This window comes from Hymenobacter glaciei, assembly GCF_039539585.1.
GTDB classification, from domain to species: Bacteria; Bacteroidota; Bacteroidia; order Cytophagales; family Hymenobacteraceae; genus Hymenobacter; species Hymenobacter glaciei.
Genome location: NZ_BAABDK010000030.1, coordinates 74,882 through 98,053, shown reverse-complemented (window position 1 = coordinate 98,053; position 23,172 = coordinate 74,882). Strand labels below are relative to the sequence as shown.

The window sequence follows — 23,172 nt, the reverse complement described above, 5'->3', positions numbered from 1 at the left end:
CGGTTCTGCTTGCTCGCTGCGCTCGCGTAGGCAGCAAAGGCTGCGCGCTACGTTGCTACGAGCCCCGCCAATTTGGCGGGGCTTTTCGTTTTGGGATGGTTTTAGCAGAACGCTCCGTAAATTTGGGGTGCGCGCAAACGCATTTCGCTATAAAAACTACCTGATGTTTGACTTCCTAGGCAAGACCGTCGCCAAAATATTCGGCTCCAAGTCGGAGCGTGATTTAAAGGAAATCACGCCCTACGTGGCGTTGATTAATGCCGAATATGCCAAACTGGCCGGCTTGACCGATGACCAGCTGCGTGCCCAGACCGACGTGGTGCGTGCCCGCATTGCCGAGCGTCTTGCTGGCCTCGACGGGCAGATTGCCGGGCTGCACCAGCAAATTGAATCGCAACCCCAACTGGATGTAGCCGCCAAAGAGGGACTGTTCGAGCAGATTGACGCGCTGGAAAAGCAGCGCAACAAAGACCTCGAAGCCGTGCTGCTGGAAGTGTTGCCTGCCGCCTTCGCCATTGTGAAGGACACCGCCCGCCGCTACAAGGAAAACGGCCAGCTGGTGGTGACCGCCAACGCCCGCGACCGTGAGTACGCCACCACGCACCCCAACTGCCAGATTGTGGGTGACCAGGCCATCTGGGCCAACAAGTGGCTGGCGGCCGGTGCCGAAATCGTGTGGGACATGGTGCACTACGACGTGCAGCTGATGGGCGGCGCGGTGTTGCACCAGGGCAAAATCGCTGAGATGGCTACTGGCGAAGGCAAGACGCTGGTTTCGACCCTGCCCTCGTTCCTGAATGCCTTGTCCAAACGGGGGGTGCACCTGGTAACGGTGAACGACTACCTGGCCAAGCGTGACTCCGAATGGAACGCGCCGCTGTTCGAATTCCACGGCATCACTGTGGACTGCATCGACAAGCACCAGCCCAACACGCCGGAGCGTCGTGCCGCTTATCAGGCCGACATCACCTACGGTACCAACAACGAATTTGGCTTCGACTACCTGCGCGACAACATGGCGCGTGACCCTGAGGAGCTGGTGCAGCGCAAGCACCACTTCGCCATGGTCGACGAAGTAGACTCCGTGCTGATTGACGATGCGCGGACGCCGCTCATCATCTCTGGCCCGGTGCCGCGCGGCGACGTGCACGAGTTCTATCAGCTCAAGCCGCGCATCCAGCGCTTGGTGGATGAGCAGAAGAAGGTGGTGCAGAACTACCTCGTGCAGGCCCGCAAGCTCATCGCCGAAGGCAAAACTGGTGTTGAGGAAGGCGACAAGAACGGTGAAGGCGGCCTGATGCTGTTCCGAGCCCACCGCGGCCTGCCCAAGAGCAAGCCGCTCATCAAGTTCCTCTCGGAGCCCGGTATTCGGGCGGTGCTGCAAGCCACTGAAAACCATTACCTGGCCGACAACTCGCGCCAGATGCCCAAGGCTGATGAGCCGCTGTTCTTCACCATTGACGAGAAGAACAACCAAATTGAGCTGACCGAAAAAGGCATTGACCTGATTACGGCGCAGGGCGAGGACCCCAAGCTGTTCATCATGCCCGACATCGGCATGGCCATCGCCGACATCGAGAAAAACGTGGCACTCTCGGCCGAAGAGAAGCTCCAGCAAAAAGACAAGCTGATGAGCGACTACAACGAGAAAAGCGAGCGGGTACACACCGTGAACCAGCTGCTGAAGGCCTACACGCTGTTTGAGAAGGACGACCAGTACATCCTGACCGACGACGGCAAGGTGAAAATTGTGGACGAGCAAACCGGCCGCGTGATGGAAGGCCGCCGCTATTCCGATGGCCTGCACCAGGCTATTGAGGCCAAGGAAAACGTGCGTGTGGAAGACGCCACGCAGACCTACGCTACCGTGACGCTGCAGAACTACTTCCGCATGTACCACAAGCTGTGCGGCATGACCGGCACGGCCGAAACCGAAGCCGGCGAGTTCTGGGAAATCTACAAGCTCGACGTGGTGGTGATTCCCACCAACCGCGGCATTCAGCGCCAGGACTCGGATGACCAGGTGTACAAGACGGTGCGTGAGAAATACAACGCCGTGGCCCTCGAAATCCAGAAGCTGGTGGAAGCCGGTCGCCCGGTACTGGTAGGTACCACGTCGGTGGAGATTTCGGAGCTGATGTCGCGCATGCTGAAGCTGCGGGGCATTCCGCACCAGGTGCTGAACGCCAAGCAGAACCAGCGCGAGGCTGAGATTGTGGCCGCCGCCGGTTACCCCGGCACCGTAACCATCGCCACCAACATGGCCGGTCGTGGTACCGACATCAAGCTGCGCGAAACTTCGAAAGGTTCGGGTGGTCTGGCCATCATCGGCACCGAGCGCCACGAAAGCCGCCGCGTCGACCGCCAGCTGCGGGGCCGTGCCGGCCGCCAGGGCGACCCGGGCACCTCACAGTTCTTCGTGAGCCTGGAGGATAACCTGATGCGCCTGTTCGGCTCGGACCGGATTGCGAAGCTGATGGACCGCATGGGCATGGAAGAGGGCGAAGTGATTCAGCACTCCATGATTACCAACTCCATTGAGCGCGCCCAGAAGAAGGTGGAGGAAAACAACTTCGGTACCCGCAAGCGCCTGCTGGAGTACGACGACGTGATGAATGCCCAGCGCGAAGTGGTCTACAAGCGCCGCCGCAACGCCCTGCACGGCGACCGCATGGAAGTCGACATCCTGAACATGGTGTATGACGTGAGCGAGGAAATCGCGGCCGGCCACAAAATCACGGGCGACTTCGAAGATTTCAAGCTGAACATCATCAAGGTCTTCGGTTACGATACCTACATAACGGCGCAGGAACTGACCAGCATGCAACTGCCGGCTCTAACCCAAAAGCTGTACGACGAGGCCCTGGGCTACTTCCAAAGCAAGAACGAGCACATCGCCAGCAACGCGATGCCCCTCATCAACGACCTGCTGAGCCAGAGCGCGCCCTACGAGAACATTGCCGTGCCCTTCACCGATGGCAAAAAGCAGGTGCAGGCCATTGCCAACCTGCGCCGCGCCCAGGCCACCGGCGGCCACGACATTCTGCGCCAGATGGAGAAAGTAGTGGTGCTGTCAGTAATTGACACGGCCTGGACCCAACACCTGCGCCAGATGGACGACCTGAAACAGGTAGTGCAAAACGCGGTGTACGAGCAGAAGGACCCGCTGCTGGTGTACAAGTTCGAAAGCTTCGAGCTGTTCAAGCGCATGATTGGCAAGGTGAACGAGGAAACCACGACCTTCCTCTTCCATGCCGACGTACCGGTGAACACCAGCATGGTGGGCACCAACGACGAGCCCGACTACTACCTCGAAGACGAAGAGCACGCCCCCCAGCTCACCGTGGAGCACGAAGACATGCTGCACTCGCTCGGCGCTGGCCCCGAAGACATGGGCCCCCAGGACCTCCCGCAGGCTGCTGTAAAGCAAACCCCCGTGCGCAGCCAGAAAGTGGCCAACCGCAATGACAAGGTGAGCGTGCAGTACATGGACGGCCGCATCGTACGCGACGTGAAGTACAAGTCGGTCGAGCAGGACGTGGCCGACGGCCGCGCCGTGCTGGTGGACTAGTTCACCGTATGCCTGAGACTGAAAAGGCGGCCTTCCATTGGGAAGGCCGCCTTTTTTGTGCAGTTACCGCCAGAGCTTGCTGTTCTGGTCCATCACGTCGGCTACGAACTCGGCTAGCTCGCGGTAGGCGGCGGGTTGGGCTTGCCTGATGGCTTGCAACAAGCGAATTAACTGCGGGTTGTCTTCAGCGTCTTCGGCTTTCATCACGTCGATGAAAGCCGGCAGAGCGGAAGGCAAGCCGAAGTGGGCAGGGGCTAGCCCGGCGGCGTGGGCAGCTTCGAAAATCCAGGTGTCGCAGGCCGGTTCCATTACGATGAGGTAATGGTTGGAATGCGTCGGGTGCTGATGGATGGCGTAGCGGCAATCGGGGCCGGGGCGAACCGCTACGGGCCGCGAGGCAGCGAATGGCTGCAGATACTTCACATCGGCGAACTTCTTGTCTTTGTCCACCATGCCCACCACGAAGCGCACGTGGCCTGATTCGGCTTGCTGGCGCAGCACGTTGGCTACTTTGGAAATGCCGTGCTGGTGGTTGATGAACGTAAGGCGGTCGGCGAGCAGGGTGCGGGTGAGGGCGGTGTCGACGTGGCACTCGGGCACGAACAGGACGTTTTCAGGCATTGTGGGCCGCGCCGGTTGTGAACCGCTTCATGTTGTAGAACACGTCGATGCCATCGGCACGGATGCTACGGATTTCCTCGTCGCTGAGCTGGTGCACCTTGGTTTGGTGGTCTTCGTAGTAGGCCGCGAACATGGCCAGCTCGCCGGCCTGTGCGTCGTCGGTGAGCATCGTTTCCAGTATCTCGGTAATGAGGTAGGGGCTGTGCGTGTCGATGAAGAACTGATTGTTGCGGCTCTCCACGATGCGCCGGCCCAACTTCGACACGTACACCGGAAAGGAGTGGGCCTCGGGCTCCTCGAACAGCAGAACCGCATCGTCATTGCTTTCGATGGCGGCCAGGTAGAAGATGATGCGTTGCAGCGTATCGGCAATAAGTGAATAAGGATAATTATACACTAAATCGTCTACCTGCTTTTGAATTTCAAATTTCCGCTCGCTCACACGTAGCACAAGACTCAAACCGTAGTGCTTAAAAAGTAACCCTATCTCCTTTCGCAGTGCTGGATTGCGTTGGACTATATTGGATAGATTGTGGCCGAAAGGGGGCTCTAAAAAATTGTCGCGGTATATGGAATCATGTGGCTGTTTAGGTAAATACTTATATGGTCTAGGAAGAGCTTGTGGTGGAATAGCGCATAAACCAAGTTGGGATGATGTCCCATCTTCCTGCAGTCGATATTTAAAAAGATAGGCTTGCTTTCGACTTCTGCTTCTTGTTTCACCTAAGACTGCTTCCACTAGTGGCCCATCACCAGTCATAATATCTAGAATTTCCCAATCTGTTTCCTCGATTAGATTTAATTCTGGCATATACGCTTCATGCTGCAATTTCCTTTGTTGCTTGTAGGCATTTAAAACTTCTTTAGAAGCACTAATGAAATGATAGCCAGAGCTTTGTAAGCTTGATGTCTTAATAACTGCTAGCGCGTTTGAAGACTCAACGATTATAGGCTGACCAGTGTAATTATCATAAAACAGATTTGAGACTGTTTCATACCGAATTACATCATCTAAAAATTTTTCATTACGCTCTAATAATCCTGCTCCTAACAGCGTCAATGCTTCCAGCAGGTTCGATTTGCCGACGTTGGGTTCGCCGATAATTAGGTTCACGCGGCTGGGGTGCAGCGTGACATCCTTGATGGACTTGAAATTCTGGATGCGCAGAAACTTGATGTCGTTTTCCATGAGGAGCAGGATTTGTTCAAAAGTACGGGCCCGCACGACTTCGTAAGGGCCAGCGCTTTTGACGCCAGGCAAAGGTGCCGTGAAATCAAAAAGACCCGTTGCATACGCAAAAGGCCTTTTTTTAGGAGTGCAAACGGCAGGCTTTACCTAGGTTGCCTTGCCGGGTTTTGGAGGCTAGCTGCACCAGGGGCAGGGCTTCGGCCACCACGGCGTTGCGCGGCTCGTAGAGCTTTTCGAGCTGCAATTGCGGTTTTTTGGCTTCGGCATGCGCGGCCAGGGTAGCGACCACTCTGCCTAGCGCCGGGGCGGACGGTGCGCGTGGTCCTGGCTTTCGGCCAGCCAGATGCGGGCGGCGGCTTCGTCCTGGAAGAAATAGGGATAAAACTCGTGTTCAGCCTGCTGGCGCAGCAGGGTTCCGGTGCTGATGCTCTCGATTTCGGTGCGGTGGTTTTCGTCGGCTACGCAGGCGATGAACACTGGCGAGCCAAGTACCGACACTACCTGCTGGGCCAGCAGGGCCCCCAGCCACTCCAACAGCAGCGGCGAAAAGGCGGCTTGGCGACGCATCTCCAGCAGCCAAAACCGGCAGCGGTTGTGGTGCAGTGCGGCCGTTAGCAGTTCTTCCTGCGGGGGCAGCAGGCTGCGGTCGGCCACGTTGCGCAGCCAGTGCCCCACCAGCAGGTTGGGCGCGGACTCGTAGCTGAGCGCAAAGACATCCGAGAAAATGTTGTTCATAGGTAATAATAAAGAAACGGCGGAGAGGGAAGATACGGCCCGATGGGGCAGGTTCCGATTTCCGCGCAAGCGGTTCGCGGCGCGAATGGTTCAGCCCCGCCCGCCGGGCGGGCGCAGCCCCCGCCCATTGCGCGCCCTATCTTTGCCCCATGACCTTCGCTGCCCGAATAGACCACACCTTGCTGCGCCCCGATTGCACGGAGGCGCAAATCATTCAGCTTTGTGACGAAGCGGCCGCGCACGGCTTTGCCACTGTGTGCGTGCCGCCCTGCTACGTGGCCCTGGCCGCGGGCAAGCTGGCCGGCACGGCCGTGGGCATCTGCACGGTTATCGGGTTTCCGCTGGGCTATGCCACCTCGGCTGCCAAGTTCAAGGAAGCCGAGGTGGCCCTGTACGATGGGGCTACCGAGCTGGACATGGTCATCAATATCTCGGCGCTGAAATCGGGTAAGGCGGCCGCTATCCAGGACGAGATTCTGGACCTGGCCGACCTCTGCCACGTGCACCAGGCCCTGCTCAAGGTCATCATCGAAACGGCCCTGCTCTCGGAAGTGGAGATTGAACTGGCCGCCGGCTTGTGCGTGGCCGGCGAGGCCGACTTCGTGAAAACTTCCACGGGCTTTGCCAGCCGGGGCGCGTCGGTAGCCGACATTGAGCTGCTGCGCCGCGTGCTGCCCGAAACCATGCGCATCAAGGCCGCCGGGGGCATCCGCACCCGCGCCGCTGCCGAGGCACTGGTGGCTGCCGGGGCCGACCGCCTCGGCTCGTCCAATAGCATCGCCCTGCTTGCTGAATCTGATGAATCGAATGCTGCTTAAGATGTTGCTTGCTACTCCGCTGCTGGCCCTGGCCGCGTGCGCCGGCACGGCTGCGCAGGCCCCCCGCGCCAGCGCGTCAGCCGACACCACGAAGAAGCCCGTGGCCACCGCCCCCATGCCGGCCGAAGACGTGACGAAGTACCGTCCGGTTTTTGCCGCGCCCAAGGTGGTGCCGGTGGCCGCCGCGCCCGCCGTCAGAACTGCGGTGCCGCCCACCAATCACGTAAACCCGCAAGTAGAGCAGCGCCTGCGCGACCAGGCCTACACCAACCAGAACGTGAAATACGCCCAGGGCTACCGCCTGCTGGTGTACCTAGGCTTGGAGCGCGACCAGGTAATGGCCATTCGGCGTACCATCATCGGCCGCTACCCCGATGAAACGGACTACATCACGTTCAAATCCCCGGTGTATCGCCTCTATATCGGCGACTACCTCACCAGGCTCGACGCAGCCCGCGCCATGACCCGTCTGCGCGGTACCACGCCCAAGTTGGAGCTGGAAGCCACGCAGGTACTGCTGAACAAGAACCCGTAGGGGGGAGGGCAGCAGATAGATAGGCTGCCTGTCATCCTGAGCTTGCGAAGGACCTTATTACGTTTGCGTCGGTTGTTATTACTGCAAGTTGTTCAGCGGCTATAAGGTCCTTCGTCTCTGCTTCAATCACAGAATGCTCAGGATGACAAACGTCGTGTTGCCTCATTTCCTGCCTACCTACGTCCAATACCGCCTCCACCCATGCCCGACCTCATCCCCCGCATTCAGGCCCTCGCTGCCCAATACGCCGCCGATACCGTAGCCGTGCGCCGCCACCTGCACGCCCACCCCGAACTCTCGTTTGAGGAGGTGAACACGGCTGCCTTTGTCACCAAAGAGCTTGAAAAGCTCGGCCTGAAACCCCAGCCGCTGGCCAACACCGGCGTGGTAGCCCTCATCGAAGGCCAACCGGGCGGCCCAACTATTGCCCTGCGGGCCGACATGGACGCGCTGCCCATTACGGAGGCCAGCGACATTCCCTACAAGTCGACCAACCCGGGCGTGATGCACGCCTGCGGCCACGACGTGCACACTGCCTCTCTGCTGGGCGCGGCCCGCATCCTCACCGAGCTCAAAGGCGAGTTCAAGGGTAATGTGAAGCTGATGTTTCAGCCCGGCGAGGAGCGCCTGCCCGGCGGTGCTTCGCTGATGATTAAGGAAGGCGTGCTGCAGAACCCAGCCGTGGGCCACGTGCTCGGGCAACACGTATTCCCGCACCTGCCGGCCGGCAAAATTGGCCTGCGCCCCGGCCGCTACATGGCCAGTACCGACGAGCTTTACCTGACCATCAAAGGCAAGGGCGGCCACGGGGCCATGCCCGAAATGAACCTCGACCCCGTGCTGGTAGCCGCTCATATCATCGTGGCGGCCCAGCAGATTGTGAGCCGCCGCGCCAACCCCAAGCTGCCTTCGGTGCTGAGCTTCGGCAAGGTCATCGCCAACGGCGCCACCAACGTCATTCCCAACGAGGTCTACATCGAAGGCACCTTCCGTACCCTCAACGAGGAGTGGCGCGCCGAGGCCCACCAGCACCTGCGCAAGCTGTGCGAAGGCTTGGCCGAAAGCATGGGCGCGGTGTGCGAGCTCGAAATCCGGGTAGGCTACCCGTACCTGGAGAACGAGCCGGCCCTGACAGCGCGCGTGCGCGCCGCCGCCGAACAATATCTCGGCCCTGAAAACGTAGTGGAGCTCGACCAGTGGATGGCGGCTGAGGACTTCGCCTACTTCTCGCAGGCGGCGCCCTCGTGCTTCTACCGCCTCGGCACGCGGCATGCCGATGGGCGGTTTGCATCGTCGGTGCACACGCCCACGTTCGATATCGACGAGCAAGCCCTCACCACCGGTCCCGGCCTAATGGCTTGGCTGGCCATAGAGGAGCTGAAGTAGGGCGGAGCCTTCGCTCCGCCACTCGCCCACGCCACCTACCTGGCCCTGCGAGGCTTGTATCACCCGCCTAAACTTTAAGCGCTTCCGCTGCGTTGCTCCGCTTCTGTCCGTTCCGATGCCCGCGTGCGGCGGAGCAAAGGCTCCACCCTACTATTGCTATGAATCGTCTATTACCTCTGGTTCTGCTAGGTGCCATGCTGCTGGCCCGCCCCGCTGCTGCCCAAACCCGCCGCACTGTGTTCGGCGTGCAGCTGTGGCCCGAAGTGCAGGCCGAAGTAGCCCTCGATGGCTCCGATTACCTGCTTGTTTCGGCCCGCGGCCAGCAGAACACCGACAACAACGGCTTTGCAAACTCTTCTCGCTTCCTGGGCTTCGACCAGCGCCGGCTGAGCGTGGGCTACGAGCATTTCCTGAGTGAGCACTGGAGCATTGGGGCTACGCTGCCCTACTTCTCATTCAACAAAACCTATGCGCTGTTGCCCGAGGTGCTGCTGCGCCACCGCAGCCCGGTGGGGCCACTCACCTTCGGCCAACGCCTGAGCCTGGAGCACCTGTTCCCGGGCCAGACGGGGGCCAAAGGCTCGACTCATGCCCGCCTGCGTGCCGACCTCGAAAAGACCGTTGTTCTCGGCAGCACCGTAGCCCTGCGCCCGCGCCTGAGCTATGAAGCCGCCACCCACTTGCGCGCCTTCTCCGCCGACGACAACCCCGATGTGGACGAGCGCACCGTTCAGTTCACCAGCTTACGGGGCGAAGTGGGGGTGCGCCTCAGTCCGGCGTTCGATTTCACGCTCTGGGTTGCCTACCAGACGCAGTACAGCTTCGGCCTGGCCCAAACCGATGCTCTGGGCAACGTCACCATCCCGGCAGGCCGCGTCAATTCGGTCGCGCCTGTAGTGGGGCTCGACCTGCGCTTTACTTTCCTTAATGGGCAGGATGCTACTACCCGTCAACAATTGCCCACGCAGCACTAACAACAAACTGTCACACCATTTATGACAAATTAGCAGGTTGAATAAAATGTATTTTTGTCTGTTTGAATAATGTGAAGGATGATTTTTGAATCGGCAGCGGATTTAGATAAATACATTAACTTCAAAAACAGACTTTTTGTCTTTGTTATAGAGTAGACAAAACGATTGGTATAGAATTTAAGGAAAGCAGTTGTGTCGCCGCGGCGACTATCCTTTCACTCTTTTCAAATTCTAACACTACCATGGCTACTCTGCTGTATAACACCCGCCCTTCCCTCAGCCCCAGCCGCGCCTTGAGCGCCATGCTAGCCGATATGCTGCGTGAGCCGCAGGCCTCCAACACCCAGCCCACGCCGGCCTTCGTGCCTTCGACTGACATACTCGAAACCGCTACCGGATTTGAGCTGCACTTGGCCATGCCCGGCGTGAAAAAAGCAGCCGTCAACATCGAATTCCTCGATGGCGAGCTGGTGGTTTCGGGCAGCCGCCCCAACCCGGCCGATGCCGTAAAAGAAGCCGCTGCTACAGCTACTGAGGAGGCTCCCGAAAGTGGTGAAAACACTCCTTCTGTCGTATCGCCCGAAGCTCCGGCTGCGCCCAAGTTTCGCCGTACCGAAACCAACTACGGTACCTTCAGCCGCAGCTTCCGCTTGCCCGATACGGTGAACGTGAAAGCCATTGGGGCCGAGCTGACCGAAGGCATTCTGCGCGTAACGCTGCCTTTCGATACCGAGAAAGTGACCAAGCAACACATTGAAATCCGCTAATCCAGCGGGGTTACTGTAAAAAAAAAGGCACCCCAGGGGTGCCTTTTTTGCAGAGGTCCTTGTTGTAGATTAAAATTGCCTTTCAGACGCTCGAGTGGCCTGTTTTCGGTTAAAAGCAACCCGGAGGCGCTAAAATGAATCCTTGCATCGTTGTGGGGCCAAACTAGCCCGGCGCATCATGCGGCGTTCATCAAGCAGCTTCTAAATTAGAATTATCAATTCCTCATTCACTTTTTTCCATTTTCCCTTACCCATGCAAGCAAAACAAATGATGCTCGGCCTGCTCGGTTCTGCCATTTTGGGCGGCGGCGTGGCCGTGGGGGGGTACAAGCTGCTGGAGCCCGCTATTGTGGCGCCGCAGGCTGTAGCCGCCAACCCCCAGGTGCGTTACACTTCTGAGATGCGGAGCACGCCTTACACCGTGCCCGAAGGCTTGAACTTTGTGGCCGCCGCCGCCGCCGTAACCCCGGCTGTGGTGCACGTAATGACCGAATACGCTGCCGCTCCCGTCGACCAGCGCCAGCAGCAGATGGACCCCTTCCTGCGCCAGTTCTTTGGCGACCAGCTCGACCAGTTCCATGGCCAGCAACCCCAGGGTGGCGGTCAGGGTTCGGGCTCGGGCGTGATTATCGCTGCCAACGGCTACATCGTAACCAACAACCACGTCATCGACAAAGCCTCGAAAATCGAGGTGGTGCTCGACGATAAACGCAAGTTCGACGCTGAGCTGGTGGGGGCCGACCCCAACACCGACCTGGCCGTGCTGAAAGTGAAGGCCGACAACCTGCCCTTCGTGAAGTACGGCAACTCCGATGACGTGAAAGTGGGCCAATGGGTGCTTGCCGTGGGCAACCCCTTCAACCTGAACTCGACCGTGACAGCCGGTATTATTTCCGCCAAGGGCCGCAACATCGACATCCTGCGCCGCAAGGATAACATGGGCATCGAGTCGTTTATCCAGACCGACGCCGTGGTGAACCCCGGTAACTCGGGCGGTGCGCTCGTGAACCTCAATGGCGACCTCATCGGCATCAACTCGGCCATTGCCTCGCACACGGGCAGCTACGAGGGCTACTCGTTCGCCATTCCCAGCTCGCTGGCTAGCAAAGTGGTTGACGACCTGCTGAAATATAAGGTGGTGCAGCGCGCCCTGCTCGGCGTGCAGATTCAGGAAGTGGATGCCAAGCTGGCGTCGGAGAAGAAGCTGAACACGCTGAACGGCGTGTATGTACAAGGCCTGACGGCGGGAAGCGCTGGCGCGGCTGCCGGCCTGAAAACGGGCGATATCATCACCCAAATCAACGGCGTGGCAGTAAATACCTCCTCGCAGTTGCAGGAGCAGGTGGCTCGTTTTCGCCCTGGCGACAAAATTAAAGTAAGTTACCTGCGCGGTAGTTCGGCCGTTACAACCGAGGCAGTATTGCGCAATGCCACTGGTACCACCGGCGTGGTGCGCGAAGATGCCACGGCTGCCGCTATCAAGTACGAAGGCGCGACCATTGCCGCCGTGCCGACCCGCGACCTGGCCAAGCTGGGCCTGGAAGGCGGTGCTAAAATCTCGGGCATCAAGGGCAGCAACTTCCGCGAGACGGGTATGGCTGATGGTTTCATTATCACGCGCATTGATAAAAACGTGGTAACCAAGCCTTCGGACGTTAAAAATTACCTCGACCAGGCTCGCAATAATTCGGGTGCGCTGGTAGAGGGTGTGTACCCTGACGGTCGCAAAGCCTATTATCCTATCGGACAGGAATAGTTATAAAGTTGCACTGCGTGCCGACTAAAAAGCCGCTGCCGATGGGTAGCGGCTTTTTTGATAATAATGCAATTGCACTAGGCACTTAATCTCAATTCGAGAGCGGCGATGAACAGTGGAAAAAATGCTATTTGAGAGTTGTTTGAAATATATGTTTTATTTAATATAACACTGATTATCAGCTTTGATGGAAGAAAAAATGCGATAAATCAGGTGTGATTTTAACCGCCATTAGTTGTTGTTTGCCGTACATGCAATCCCACGCCGGGACCTTTCTTCCGGTCGCAGTTATACGCCCCCAAGCTGGGCGCACTGTTCAAATTCGAGCATGGAAAACGTCATCAATACGCTGGTCATCCAAAATTTCAAGTCTATTCGCCACGCGGTGCTACACCCGCGGCGAGTCAACCTTATTATTGGGGAGCCCAATGTGGGTAAATCGACGTTGTTGGAAGCAATGAGTTTGCTGGGGGCGTTGCCGTTCGAAAGCAAAAGCAAGTTTATGCGCAGCTTTATCCGGTACGATGAACTGGCGCACCTCTTTCACGACAGCAACCTGGCCAACCCGGTGCGCATCGAGTCGGACCAGGACGTGTGTCTGCTGGCGCGTCAGTCCAAAGGGCAGAGGCACGCCAAAGGCTTCCACTACGGCGTGTTCAGCCAGTCGGCCTACCACATGCTACGCGTGCAGCTGGGCCTGCCGCCGCTGGAGCATCGGCCGAAAAACCGCGCTGCAGACGATGCTACGCTGCTAAGCCGCCTGCAGCAGCACTTCGAAGTGCTGGGCGAGCTGCCCGACCCGGAGTATCGCTACCTGGAATTTGGGCAGCGCGGCCGTTTGCGCGAGTTATCCAGCGGTGCGCCGGGCTTGGCTTCGGCTTGCGACTGGCAGCCCCGGGCCGTGAAGCCTTTCCGTTTTAAAAGCTCGGGTCGGGTTGACCGCAGTTATGCCGATACTGCCCTGTGGCCGCCCCACGGCCAGAACCTGGTGCAGGTGCTGGAAGCTAATACGGCCCTGCGCCACGAATTTAAGGCCCTTTTCAGCGAGCAGCGCCAGCAGCTGCGCGTGCGGGCTGACTCCCGCCGCCTGGAGGTAATGAAAGACGTAGAAGGCCTGACGGTGGCTTATCCGTACTCGGGGTCGGGCGACACGCTGCGGCGCTTTGGCTTCCATATGGCCGCCATGGATTCGAGCCGCGAGTCGGTGATTTTGCTGGAAGAGCCCGAGTCGCACTCGTACCCGGGCTACATCATGCGGCTGGCCGAACGCATGGTAGCGCACGAAAGCAACCAGTTTTTTGTGACCACGCACAGCCCGTACTTCTTCGATAGTGTGCTGGAGAACATGGTGCCCTACGAGAGCCTGATGCCCGAGCTGGCCGTGTTTGTGGTGTATTACAAAGACTTTCAGACCAAAATACGGCAGATGAGCGACGAGGAGGTGCGTGGCTTGCAGCGCGACAGCCTCGACGTGTTCAACAACCTGCAGCATTTGGCACACGAGTCGTCGGGCCGCAAAGTGTAGCGCTGGCGTTGGGGTTCGTTGGGGGCGATGGGCGGCCAACTACGCGCTGCCCCGTAGCTTTGCAGAAGGAACATCCCACCCCAATACCCCCTATGAAGCAGGCCCTCGAAGAAGCTACCTTGGTCGACGTTACCGTCGAGCATCCTCACCACGACCCCCACGGCATTCAGGACGTACTCCGCCAGTTGGGCGTGCAGGCCGATAACGCCGCCTACAGCACCGGCCGCACCTGGGGCGGCGCTCAAAACACTGACCGCCGCATTATCAACGCGCCTGCCGATGGCCGCCGCATTGCCAGCGTAGCCTTTGCTACTGCCGACGACTACGAAACGGTGGTAAAAGCCGCCGAAGAAGCTTACAAAACCTGGCGCTTGGTTCCCGCTCCCAAGCGCGGCGAAATCGTGCGCCAGATTGGCAACAAGCTGCGCGAATTCAAGGAACTCCTGGGCAAGCTGGTGAGCGCCGAGATGGGCAAAATCCTCCAGGAAGGCTTGGGCGAAGTGCAGGAGATGATTGACATCTGCGACTTCGCCGTGGGGTTGAGCCGGCAGCTGCACGGCTTCACCATGCACTCGGAGCGCCCGGCGCACCGCATGTACGACCAGTACCAGCCGCTGGGCATTGTGGGCATCATCTCGGCCTTCAACTTCCCGGTGGCCGTGTGGAGCTGGAACGCCATGCTGGCCGCCGTGTGCGGCGACGTGAGCATCTGGAAGCCTTCGGAGAAAACGCCCCTCACGGCCGTGGCCGTGCAGCACATCATCAAAGACGTGCTGGCCGAAAACGATATTGCCGAAGGCGTGTTCAGCGTGATTATCGGCGATGCGAAAATTGGGGCCGCGATGGCGGCTGATAAGCGCATTCCGCTGGTATCGGCTACCGGCAGCACCCGCATGGGGCGCAAGGTGGGCGAAGTAGTGGGTGCGCGCCTGGGCCGCGCTTTGCTGGAGCTGGGCGGCAACAATGCCATCATCGTAACCAAAAACGCCGACCTCAAAATTGCCATCCCGGCCATCGTGTTCGGGGCGGTGGGCACGGCCGGGCAGCGCTGCACCAGCACGCGCCGCGTCATCATCGAAGAAAGCATGTTTGAGGACGTGAAAAGCCGCTTGCTGGCCATCTATCCCAAGCTGCCCATTGGCCATCCTCTGCAGGAAGGCACGCTGGTCGGCCCGCTGATTGATGCCGACGCGGTGAAAATGTTCGAAAACGCCCTGGTAGCGGTGCAGGCCGAAGGCGGCAAACTGCTGAGCGGCGGCGAGGTGCTGAGCCGTCCCGAACTGGACGGCGGCCACTACGTGACTCCGGCCTTGGTGGAAGTGGAAAACCACTACCACACGGTGCAGGAGGAAACGTTCGCGCCCATCCTCTACCTCATCAAGTACAGCGGCGATGTGGAAAAGGCCATCGAGCTGCAAAACGACGTGCGGCAGGGCTTGTCGTCATCCATCTTCACGCTGAACATGCGCGAGGCCGAAGCCTTCCTCTCGGCCAGCGGCTCGGACTGCGGCATTGCCAACGTGAACATCGGCACGAGCGGAGCCGAAATCGGCGGCGCATTTGGCGGCGAGAAGGAAACCGGCGGTGGCCGTGAATCCGGCTCCGACGCCTGGAAAGTGTACATGCGCCGCCAGACCAATACCATCAACTACAGCACCGAGCTGCCGCTGGCGCAGGGTATTAAGTTCGACGTGTAGCGCAGGCTTTAGCTTTCGCCGGAAACGAAAAAGAAGCCCCACCGATGGTATTCGGCGGGGCCTCTTTGCATTATGGTATCACTGAATTAGCGACTGTATCGAATATCGCCGTGGCCTTTGTAGATGAGGCCGCTGGTAGTGTACACCACATAGTAGAGCCGGTAAAGCTCGTTCGGCTGCATTCCGATTCGGGCGTAATCCAGCGAATATTGCTGGCCCAAAGTGAAGTCGTTGGGGCCAAGCTTCGTTATAACCTCGTACTTACGGTTAACGATGACTGCACGAGTGGTGTAGTTGGCGGCCCCACCACTGGAATTACGTGTCGTTTGCAGCACCCAGTTGGCAGTGCTAACCTGCGCGGGATTGGAATAGGCAGAGGTATACGCAATGACTGCCGGTTGTTGGGGCCCATTCAGGTCGAAGCTGAGTTCAGGGAATAGGTTGCGCTCTCGCTCGCTCCAAGTAGCATCTGAGGTCCAGTCGGTAGGGTCTTGTGGGCCGATGCTCATGTTGTTTGAAGTACGATATGAAATGCCCTCGCCATCCCCGAAGAAAATTTCAGGGTTGGAATCGGACTTGCTGCATCCCAGCAGGGGGACGAGGAACAGAAGGGGTAAAAAACGCTGCCGCATGGAAAGAAATTGGAGGTGCGAAAGCGTCAAAGGTAGAAGCCGAAACCCGTTGCTGCTACAGCAGCTTGCGCAGCGCCCACAGGCTCCACACAATCACCATCAGGCCCACGCCCACAAACATCCAGCGGGTGGGCAGGCGGCCAGCCAGCCGGGCGGCAATGGGTGCGGCGGCCACGCCGCCCACAATCAGGCCCAGCACAATTTGCCAGTGCGAAATACCCAGGATGGTGAAAAACGTGAAGGCGCTGGCAAATGTCACGAAGAATTCGACCAGGCTCACGGTGCCGATGACGTACTGCGGCGTGCGCCCATTGGCAATGAGCGTGCTGGTAACCAGTGGCCCCCAGCCGCCCCCGCCAAAGGAGTCGAGAAAGCCACCAGCCCCGGCCAGCCAGCCGGCATTCTTCACCTTTTTGCGCTGGCGGGCCACATTCTGGAAAGCTTTGCTGATGATGCGCAGGCCCAGGAATAGCAGGTACACGGCCAGAACTGGCTTGACGTAGCTGGCGTACGTTTCGCCGTAGTGGGCCAACAGCAGCGCGCCGCTGACAGAACCCGCGATGCCCGGCAGCAGCAGCACCCGAAACAGCCGCTTGTTCACGTTGCCGAAGCGGTAGTGGTTGTAGCCCGAGGCGCCGCTGGCAAACACCTCGGCTGTGTGAATGCTGGCACTGACGGAAACCGGGCTCAGGCCCAGCGACATCAGGCTAATGGCCGACACCACGCCGTAGCCCATGCCCAACACACCGTCCACCATCTGGGCCACGAAGCCCACGGCGACAAAGGTGTAGAACGTACCCGACGAGCGCGCCAGCTCCCACACCTGCGCCGGAGTGAAGTAGTAGGAGATGATGTTGAGTAGGATGAAAACCGCGAAGGTGAACAGCGCGGCCGTCGCCACGCGTCGCCAGTACACGGTGGCGGGCGTTTCGTAGGCCGGGCCGTTGGCCAGCTCGGCCGTTACGGCGTTCAGCGACTTTACTTTCTCGGCAAAATCGCCCTGCAGGCGGCTCCGGATGATGGTCATCTGGCCCAGCACGGAGGCCAGCTCGGCGGGCAGTACTTCGGCCAGCACTTCGCGCAGGCGCTTGCCCACGGTGGGCGACTTGCCGTTGGTGGAGATGGCAATTTTCAAATCGCCTTTCTGCAGTACCGACGAGAGGTAAAAGTCGCAGAGCGCCGGCGTGTCGGCTACGTTGGTGAGCAGGTGGCGGGCCGCGGCGGCCGTGCCGATGTAGCGGTGCAGTTCCACGTCGTCGGTGGCCAGAAAGAGGATGTCGGCGTTGTCGAGGTCGGAGTCCTGGTACGGGCGCTGGTGCAGCTGCACACGGGGGTGGCGGGCGGCCAGCTCGCGCAGCTCGGGCAGCAGGAGCGGGGCCACCACGGTTACGGCAGTTTCGGGGCTATTGCGCAGGATGGCGCCCAGCTTTTCCAAGCCCACGTTGCCGCCGCCCACCAGCAGCACACGCATGGTGTCCAGCTTTAGGAAGATGGGGAACAGGTTGTTGGCCGCCGGGGCCGACTCCGGCGGCAGCGTTGCCACTGCCGGAGTCGCCGGGGTTGGGTTGTTTGTTGGCATAGCTCAGAACGTAGCAGTAAGATACAAAAAGTAGTTGTTAGTTGCTCGTTGTCAGTTGTCAGGCGTCTGTCATCCTGAGCTTGCGAAGGACCTTATCACGTTTGAACGTTGTCGTATCGCAAGCGACGCGAGCGTGATAAGGTCCTTCACTGCATTGAGGATGACAGGCGATTACCGCTGTTTAAGCATGAAAGTCCAGCCCGTGGGTGGTGGCCTTCACCACGCCGGTGCGTACCACGAAGTCGCCAAAACCTTCGCCGGGCTGGCGCTTGGCAGCGTAAGCAGCCAGCAGGGGCGAGAGCTCGCGCAGGATGCCGTCCTCGTCCAGCATCTCGCGGTAGAGCTTGTTGAGGCGCTCGCCGGCGTGGTTGGCTCCGAGGTAGAGGTTGTAGCGGCCGGGGGCTTTGCCCACCAGGGCAATTTCGCCCAGGTACGGCCGGGCGCAGCCATTGGGGCAGCCCGTCATCCGAATCAAAATACCCGCCTCGGCCAGGCCGTAGGCACGGATAACGGCATCGAGCTTATCGAGCAATTGGGGCAGGTACCGCTCGGCTTCGGCAAAAGCCTGCGAGCAGGTGGGCAGGGCCACGCAGGCCAGCGCATTGCGGCGCAGGCCGGTAAGCTGCTCGGCCTTGGGCGCCGCGCCGTGGGCTTCGAGGATGGCTTGGATGCGGACGCGGTGGCTGGGCTCAATGTTGGCCAGAATCAGGTTCTGGTTGCCGGTGAGGCGGAATTCTCCGCTGTGGAAGGCGCTGATTTCGCGCAGCGCCGACTTGAGGCGGTAGCCGGGCCGGTCGAGCACGCGGCCGCCCTCCACAAAAAGCGCGAGGTGCGCCAGGCCGTTGGAGGCAATGGTCCAGCCGAAGGCGTCGCTGGAGCTGTGGAACTGGTAGGGGCGCATTTCGGCCAGCGCGTGGCCCAGGCGCTGGTGCAGCTCGGCCACGAAGGCGGGCAGGCCCACGCGGTCGATGGTGTATTTCAAGCGCGAGAGCTTGCGGTTTTCGCGGTTGCCCCAGTCGCGCTGGATGGACACGATTTGCTCGCACACGTCCACCGCGTTGTTGGTGGGAACGAAGCCGATGAGGTCGGCCAAGCGCGGGTAGGTTTCGGGCAAGCCGAACGTCATGCCCAGGCCGCCGCCCACGGCCACGTTGAAGCCCCGCAGCACGCCTTTTTCTTCGATGGCGATGAGGCCAATATCGTTCGAGAAGATGTCGGAATCGTTGTAGGGCGGCAGGGCGAGGGCAATTTTGAACTTGCGCGGCAGGTAAGTTTTGCCGTAAATCGGTTCGGCATCATCCGGCGCTTCGGTGGTGTTTTGCCGTTCGCCATCGAGCCAGATTTCGTGGTAAGCCGTGGTGCGCGGCGTGAGGTGGGCGCTAATTTCGATGGCTACGGCCTGCACCTCGGCGTGTACCTGCGATTCGTGGGGGTTCACATTGCACATCACGTTGCGGTTCACGTCGCCGCAGCCGGCAATGCTGTCCAGCAGCGCGTCGTTGAAGCCCTGGATGGTGGGGCGCAGGTCACGCTTCAGCACGCCGTGCAGCTGAAAGGTCTGGCGGGTGGTGAGCTTGAGGGTGCCGTTGCCGTAGGCGTCGGCCAGGGCGTCCATGCGCTGCCACTGCGGCGCGGTGGCTACGCCGCCCGGCACCCGCACCCGAATCATGAAGGAAAACAGCGGCTCCAGCTTCTGGCGCTTGCGCTCGGAATCGAGGTCGCGGTCGGTTTGCTGGTACGAGCCGTGGAACTTGATGAGGTGGGTATCGTCGTGGTTCAGCGCGCCGGTGAGGCGGTTGCCGAGGCTCTCGACGATGGTGCCGCGCAGGTAGCGGCTGGCAATTTTTACGTGCTCGACTTCGGAGAGTTTTTGCGGGGCTAGGGTATCGGACATGGGAACAAAATATTTAGAATGAAGGAGGCCGCACGACTGGTGCGGCGCTCTTTACCGCGCGGCCAGCGCCGACAGGTCTTTATAAAGGGTGAGGCGCAGCACATCGCGGGCGTAGTAGCCCGCCCCAGCCGGGCGCTGCTGCCAGATGTGGAGGTAGCCCAGCTCGGCGGCGAAGCCCGCGCCCAGCTGTCGCTCGGCCCCGGCATACAGCCGGTTCTGGTCGAAGCTGTCGGGGTGCAGCAGCAGCTCATCGGAGGCGCGGAATTTCCAGGTAGCATTCAGCTGATAATCGAGCTGCAGGCGGCCCCGGTAGCGCAGCCGGTACTGCCAGGTGTCGGCGAGGTCGGAGCCGGCCAGCTGGCCCAGCCAGCGCTGCTCTACCCGCAGGCGGGACACCAAGCGCAGCCGGCCGGGCAGCGGCAGGGTGGCGGTGACTTCTTCAAAAACACGCCGCTCGGGCACGCTGATGCCCTTTTGCGGCTGCCAGGAGAGTGTGCCGCCCAGTGCTGCGTCCCACACCGGCGAGGCGCGGTAGTGCAGGTGCTGGTGGGTAATGAACTGCCACTGCTGGTCGGGGAAAACGAAACGCCGCTCATCAAACTCGCTGTGCAGGGTAAGGCGCGGGGCCAGGCGGGTGCGTACCATCAGCCGCAGCCAGTACGCCTGTTGGTGGGCGGTTTGAGCCGGGGCCAGCACGGGCAGCAGCAGGAGCAGGACGGAGAGGAGTTTCATGGAAGTAGCCGGCCTGCTGTTAGTACACGTCCTCCAGGTAGCGGCGCTGCTTGCGTAGGTTCTTCACATAAGTCGCCGCGTCATCAGCCGACAGCCCAGCTTCCTTCTGCACCACTTGGGTCAGCGCTGTTTGCACCGCTCCACCCAGGCGGTTTTTATCGCCACACACGTAGAATTGCGCGCCGTTTTCGAGCCAGCCGAATACGTCGCGGCTATTCTCCAGCAGTTGGTCCTGCACGTAGATTTTCTCGGCCTGGTCACGCGAGAAGGCCACGTCGAGCTTAGCCAGCCCACCGCGCTTGAGGTGCTGCTGCCACTCGGCCTGGTACAGAAAGTCGGTGGTGAAGTGCGGGTTGCCAAACAGCAGCCAGTTGCGGCCAGAAGCCCCCAGCTCCACTCGTTCCTCCACGAAGGCGCGGAACGGCGCGATGCCGGTGCCCGCCCCAATCATGATGATGTCGGTACTCTGGTTTTGCGGCAGCTTGAAATACTCGTTGTGCTCCACAAACACGCGGGCCTCGTCGCCCACCGCCACGCGGTCGGCCAAAAAGGACGAGCACACGCCGTGCTTGCGGCGGCCGTGGGCTTCGTAGCGCACGGCGCCCACGGTGAGGTGCACCTCATCGGGGTGGGCCAGCAGGCTGCTGGCGATAGAGTAGGCGCGGCTGGGCAGCGGGCGCAGCGTGTCGGCCAGCAACTGAGCCGTGAGTTGGTCAGTGGGAAAATCAGTGAGCAAATCGGCCACGTCGCGGCCGTAGAGGTAGGGCTGCAGGCGCGTGGTGTCGGCCAACAGCCCATGCAGTTCGGCGTGCGGGGCCAGGGCCGCGTAGCGTTCCAGCACGTCGCGGGTGAGCACGGTAAGCTCGCGCCGGCTGGCCAGCGCGGCGGCCAGCGGCAGGTTTTCTGCGCCCACTTGCACCGGGGCCGAGTCGGAAAGCCGGGCGGCGCGGAGTACTTCCTCCACCAGCGGGTCGTGGTTGCGGGGGCGCACGGCCAGGGCATCGCCGGGGGCAAAGCGCAGGCCCGAACCGGCCAAATCCAGTTCTAGGTGGTACGTTTCCTTCGTCGAGCCCCGCCCGTTTAGCTGGATGCTTTCTAGCACCCGCGCCGGCCAGGGGTTGTCGCGGGTGAAGGCAGGAACGGTTGTGTCCGCAGCTTGCGGCGAAACAGCGGCAGCTGAAGTACCGGAAGTAACCGAAGCCTCGGTTTTGCCAGTGGCATCTCCGGCTATTTTTTCCAGCACCGCCGCAATCCACTCGCTGGCCGCGCTTTGATAATCCACATCCGTATCCACGCGGTCGAGCAAACGGGTACCGCCCAGCTCGCTCAGGCGCTGGTCAAAATCCTTGCCTGTCTGGCAGAAGTGCAGGTAGCTGGAATCGCCCAGCGCGAGCACGGCAAAGCGCAGCTTCGGCAGCTTCGGCGCGCGGCCGCTGCCAATGAACTGGTGCAGTTCCTCAGCCGAGATGGGCGGCTCGCCTTCGCCGTGCGTGCTCACAATAACGAGCAGATTCTGCTCCTGGGCCAACTGTCGGGTCGAGTAGTCGTTCATGTCGCGCACCTCGGCGCTAAGGCCGCGCTGCTTGGCCGCTTCGGCCGCTTGTTGCGCTATTTTCTTGCCATTGCCGGTGTGTGAGCCGTACAGAATGGTCAGCTTTTGGGCGGTGGGGCTGATGCCAGCTTCCGGTGCTGCCGCAGGGGCCGTAGCGGCTTGCGTGCCGCCCGTGGCCTGGCCGTAGAAATAGCCGCTCAGCCACAGCAGCTGGTTGGCCGACAGGTTAGCTGTAAGATGCTGGAGCTGCGCTTCATCAAGCGCAGGCGGAAGAATAGGGAGCGTGGGCATAATCAACTTCAGAATACAGGTAGGAGGGAGGCGAGAAGCTCAGCCAGTGGGCTAAGCCACTTTTGCGTAAGCCAGCAGTTCCGGTAGTATCTCAGTGGCTACATTAGCTGCTGTCGCGGCAGGCTGCTTCATCAGCCGCACCACTTCGCCCAGCACAATCACGGCCGGCGCACCGAGCCCGGCCGCACTGGCCCGCCCGGCGATGTCGGCCACCGTGCCGGCCACCGCGCGTGCTGTCGGCAGCGTACCGTTCTGGATGATGGCCGCTGGCACTTCGGCCCCGCCGTAGCGGGCAAAAAGCGCCGCGATTTCTGCCAGCCGGCTCATGCCCATCAGAATAATGGTGGTGACGGTGGGCGTCTGGGCGGCTTCGAGCAAGGCGGTCGAAAGCTGCTCGTCTGCTGTCGTAGCCGTTAGTACCCGGAAGCCTTCGCTCAAGCCCCGGTGCGTGGCCGGAATGCCCACGCTGCCCGCCGCCGCTACCGCGCTGCTAATGCCCGGCACGTAGTCGGTGGCCAGCCCGTTAGCTTCGGCGTACAGCATTTCCTCGCGGCCGCGGCCAAACACAAACGGGTCGCCGCCCTTTAGCCGCACCACGTGGCCGTGGCGGTACGCCTGCTGCACAATCAGCTCGTTGATGCCTTCCTGGGTATAGGCCTTGAAACCGCTGCGCTTGCCCACAAAAATCAGCGGCACGCCGGGCCGGACGTGGGCCAGCAGGGCATCGTTAGCCAGGGCATCGTACAGCACCGCATCGGCTGCCGCCAGGGCTTTTGCGCCTTTCAGCGTCAGTAAGTCCGGGTCGCCAGGCCCGGCGCCGACAACCGTCAGGCGAGGCAGGAAAAGAGAAGAATCAGCCATTTTTAGTTTTCTATGTTGGTCGTCATGCAGAGCGCAACGAAGCATCGCGCTTGTGGT

General features: G+C 60.5%; 19 protein-coding genes. 9 read left to right on the top strand and 10 right to left on the bottom strand.

The annotated features are described in order from the left end of the window. Positions 1 to 163 precede the first annotated feature (163 nt). On the top strand, positions 164 to 3,571 hold the full coding sequence (gene secA, locus ABD837_RS19685) for a preprotein translocase subunit SecA (RefSeq protein ID WP_345058003.1): 3,408 nt from the start codon (positions 164 to 166) through the stop codon (positions 3,569 to 3,571). A gap of 63 nt (positions 3,572 to 3,634) precedes the next feature. Here secA and ABD837_RS19680 read toward each other — a convergent pair whose 3' ends face one another. The 4 genes from ABD837_RS19680 to ABD837_RS19665 form a co-directional block, all read right to left on the bottom strand. Continuing rightward, the gene (locus ABD837_RS19680; protein ID WP_345058001.1) at positions 3,635 to 4,192 is read right to left on the bottom strand and encodes a hypothetical protein; all 558 of its coding nucleotides are present in this window, start codon (positions 4,190 to 4,192) and stop codon (positions 3,635 to 3,637) included. Continuing rightward, the gene (locus ABD837_RS19675; protein ID WP_345057998.1) at positions 4,185 to 5,381 is read right to left on the bottom strand and encodes an AAA family ATPase; all 1,197 of its coding nucleotides are present in this window, start codon (positions 5,379 to 5,381) and stop codon (positions 4,185 to 4,187) included. Before ABD837_RS19675 ends, ABD837_RS19680 begins: the two co-directional genes overlap by 8 nt. A gap of 121 nt (positions 5,382 to 5,502) precedes the next feature. Next, a complete protein-coding gene (locus ABD837_RS19670; RefSeq protein ID WP_345057995.1) occupies positions 5,503 to 5,670 on the bottom strand; it encodes a hypothetical protein in 168 nt (55 codons plus the stop codon). Between the two features lie 5 nt (positions 5,671 to 5,675). Further along, a complete protein-coding gene (locus tag ABD837_RS19665; RefSeq protein ID WP_345057992.1) occupies positions 5,676 to 6,116 on the bottom strand; it encodes a hypothetical protein in 441 nt (146 codons plus the stop codon). Positions 6,117 to 6,265: 149 nt separating this feature from the next. Between ABD837_RS19665 and deoC the strand changes: the two genes are divergently transcribed. The 8 genes from deoC to amaB all read left to right on the top strand — a co-directional run bounded on the left by deoC (position 6,266) and on the right by amaB (position 15,574). Continuing rightward, positions 6,266 to 6,934 carry a deoxyribose-phosphate aldolase gene (gene deoC, locus ABD837_RS19660; RefSeq protein ID WP_345057989.1) on the top strand — a complete coding sequence of 223 codons (669 nt, stop codon included), beginning with the start codon at positions 6,266 to 6,268 and terminating at the stop codon, positions 6,932 to 6,934. Then, complete coding sequence (locus ABD837_RS19655; RefSeq protein WP_345057986.1) at positions 6,915 to 7,469, top strand: hypothetical protein; 555 nt, start codon at positions 6,915 to 6,917, stop codon at positions 7,467 to 7,469. Before deoC ends, ABD837_RS19655 begins: the two co-directional genes overlap by 20 nt. A 201-nt stretch (positions 7,470 to 7,670) precedes the next feature. Continuing rightward, the gene (locus tag ABD837_RS19650; protein WP_345057983.1) at positions 7,671 to 8,855 is read left to right on the top strand and encodes a M20 metallopeptidase family protein; all 1,185 of its coding nucleotides are present in this window, start codon (positions 7,671 to 7,673) and stop codon (positions 8,853 to 8,855) included. A 158-nt stretch (positions 8,856 to 9,013) separates the two neighbouring features. Then, positions 9,014 to 9,829: a hypothetical protein gene (locus ABD837_RS19645; protein WP_345057980.1), complete on the top strand. Its 816-nt coding sequence runs from the start codon at positions 9,014 to 9,016 to the stop codon at positions 9,827 to 9,829. A gap of 242 nt (positions 9,830 to 10,071) precedes the next feature. Then, positions 10,072 to 10,596, top strand: coding sequence for an Hsp20/alpha crystallin family protein (locus ABD837_RS19640; protein WP_345057978.1), 525 nt, complete (start codon positions 10,072 to 10,074; stop codon positions 10,594 to 10,596). A gap of 253 nt (positions 10,597 to 10,849) precedes the next feature. Next, positions 10,850 to 12,352 (top strand): S1C family serine protease, encoded by a 1,503-nt coding sequence (locus ABD837_RS19635; protein WP_345057975.1) that lies wholly within the window; start codon positions 10,850 to 10,852, stop codon positions 12,350 to 12,352. 328 nt (positions 12,353 to 12,680) lie between these two features. Continuing rightward, positions 12,681 to 13,877, top strand: a complete 1,197-nt coding sequence (locus ABD837_RS19630; protein WP_345057973.1) for an AAA family ATPase — start codon at positions 12,681 to 12,683, stop codon at positions 13,875 to 13,877. Positions 13,878 to 13,969: 92 nt separating this feature from the next. Next, positions 13,970 to 15,574, top strand: a complete 1,605-nt coding sequence (gene amaB, locus ABD837_RS19625) for an L-piperidine-6-carboxylate dehydrogenase (protein WP_345057971.1) — start codon at positions 13,970 to 13,972, stop codon at positions 15,572 to 15,574. Between the two features lie 86 nt (positions 15,575 to 15,660). Here the strand turns inward: amaB and ABD837_RS19620 are convergent, their stop codons facing one another. The 6 genes from ABD837_RS19620 to cobA form a co-directional block, all read right to left on the bottom strand. Beyond that, on the bottom strand, positions 15,661 to 16,206 hold the full coding sequence (locus ABD837_RS19620) for a hypothetical protein (protein WP_345057968.1): 546 nt from the start codon (positions 16,204 to 16,206) through the stop codon (positions 15,661 to 15,663). A 55-nt stretch (positions 16,207 to 16,261) separates the two neighbouring features. Further along, entirely contained in the window at positions 16,262 to 17,785 is a 1,524-nt protein-coding gene (locus tag ABD837_RS19615) for a TSUP family transporter (RefSeq protein WP_345057965.1), read from the bottom strand. A 181-nt stretch (positions 17,786 to 17,966) separates the two neighbouring features. Next, a complete protein-coding gene (locus ABD837_RS19610) occupies positions 17,967 to 19,679 on the bottom strand; it encodes an NADPH-dependent assimilatory sulfite reductase hemoprotein subunit (protein ID WP_345057963.1) in 1,713 nt (570 codons plus the stop codon). 51 nt (positions 19,680 to 19,730) lie between these two features. Continuing rightward, a complete protein-coding gene (locus ABD837_RS19605) occupies positions 19,731 to 20,411 on the bottom strand; it encodes a DUF2490 domain-containing protein (RefSeq protein WP_345057961.1) in 681 nt (226 codons plus the stop codon). Between the two features lie 19 nt (positions 20,412 to 20,430). Further along, on the bottom strand, positions 20,431 to 22,254 hold the full coding sequence (locus ABD837_RS19600) for an assimilatory sulfite reductase (NADPH) flavoprotein subunit (protein WP_345057958.1): 1,824 nt from the start codon (positions 22,252 to 22,254) through the stop codon (positions 20,431 to 20,433). 51 nt (positions 22,255 to 22,305) lie between these two features. Continuing rightward, positions 22,306 to 23,115, bottom strand: coding sequence for a uroporphyrinogen-III C-methyltransferase (gene cobA / locus ABD837_RS19595; protein ID WP_345057955.1), 810 nt, complete (start codon positions 23,113 to 23,115; stop codon positions 22,306 to 22,308). Positions 23,116 to 23,172 lie beyond the last annotated feature (57 nt).

Coding starts and splice junctions, on each gene's coding strand:
- deoC (WP_345057989.1), top strand. CDS start 6,266: ATGACCTTCGCTGCCCGAATAGACCACACCTTGCTGCGCCCCGATTGC.
- ABD837_RS19600 (WP_345057958.1), bottom strand. CDS start 22,254: ATGCCCACGCTCCCTATTCTTCCGCCTGCGCTTGATGAAGCGCAGCTC.
- ABD837_RS19610 (WP_345057963.1), bottom strand. CDS start 19,679: ATGTCCGATACCCTAGCCCCGCAAAAACTCTCCGAAGTCGAGCACGTA.
- ABD837_RS19675 (WP_345057998.1), bottom strand. CDS start 5,381: ATGGAAAACGACATCAAGTTTCTGCGCATCCAGAATTTCAAGTCCATC.
- ABD837_RS19605 (WP_345057961.1), bottom strand. CDS start 20,411: ATGAAACTCCTCTCCGTCCTGCTCCTGCTGCTGCCCGTGCTGGCCCCG.
- ABD837_RS19680 (WP_345058001.1), bottom strand. CDS start 4,192: ATGCCTGAAAACGTCCTGTTCGTGCCCGAGTGCCACGTCGACACCGCC.
- ABD837_RS19665 (WP_345057992.1), bottom strand. CDS start 6,116: ATGAACAACATTTTCTCGGATGTCTTTGCGCTCAGCTACGAGTCCGCG.
- ABD837_RS19620 (WP_345057968.1), bottom strand. CDS start 16,206: ATGCGGCAGCGTTTTTTACCCCTTCTGTTCCTCGTCCCCCTGCTGGGA.
- amaB (WP_345057971.1), top strand. CDS start 13,970: ATGAAGCAGGCCCTCGAAGAAGCTACCTTGGTCGACGTTACCGTCGAG.
- ABD837_RS19640 (WP_345057978.1), top strand. CDS start 10,072: ATGGCTACTCTGCTGTATAACACCCGCCCTTCCCTCAGCCCCAGCCGC.
- ABD837_RS19630 (WP_345057973.1), top strand. CDS start 12,681: ATGGAAAACGTCATCAATACGCTGGTCATCCAAAATTTCAAGTCTATT.
- ABD837_RS19650 (WP_345057983.1), top strand. CDS start 7,671: ATGCCCGACCTCATCCCCCGCATTCAGGCCCTCGCTGCCCAATACGCC.
- ABD837_RS19645 (WP_345057980.1), top strand. CDS start 9,014: ATGAATCGTCTATTACCTCTGGTTCTGCTAGGTGCCATGCTGCTGGCC.
- cobA (WP_345057955.1), bottom strand. CDS start 23,115: ATGGCTGATTCTTCTCTTTTCCTGCCTCGCCTGACGGTTGTCGGCGCC.
- ABD837_RS19615 (WP_345057965.1), bottom strand. CDS start 17,785: ATGCCAACAAACAACCCAACCCCGGCGACTCCGGCAGTGGCAACGCTG.
- secA (WP_345058003.1), top strand. CDS start 164: ATGTTTGACTTCCTAGGCAAGACCGTCGCCAAAATATTCGGCTCCAAG.
- ABD837_RS19635 (WP_345057975.1), top strand. CDS start 10,850: ATGCAAGCAAAACAAATGATGCTCGGCCTGCTCGGTTCTGCCATTTTG.
- ABD837_RS19655 (WP_345057986.1), top strand. CDS start 6,915: ATGAATCGAATGCTGCTTAAGATGTTGCTTGCTACTCCGCTGCTGGCC.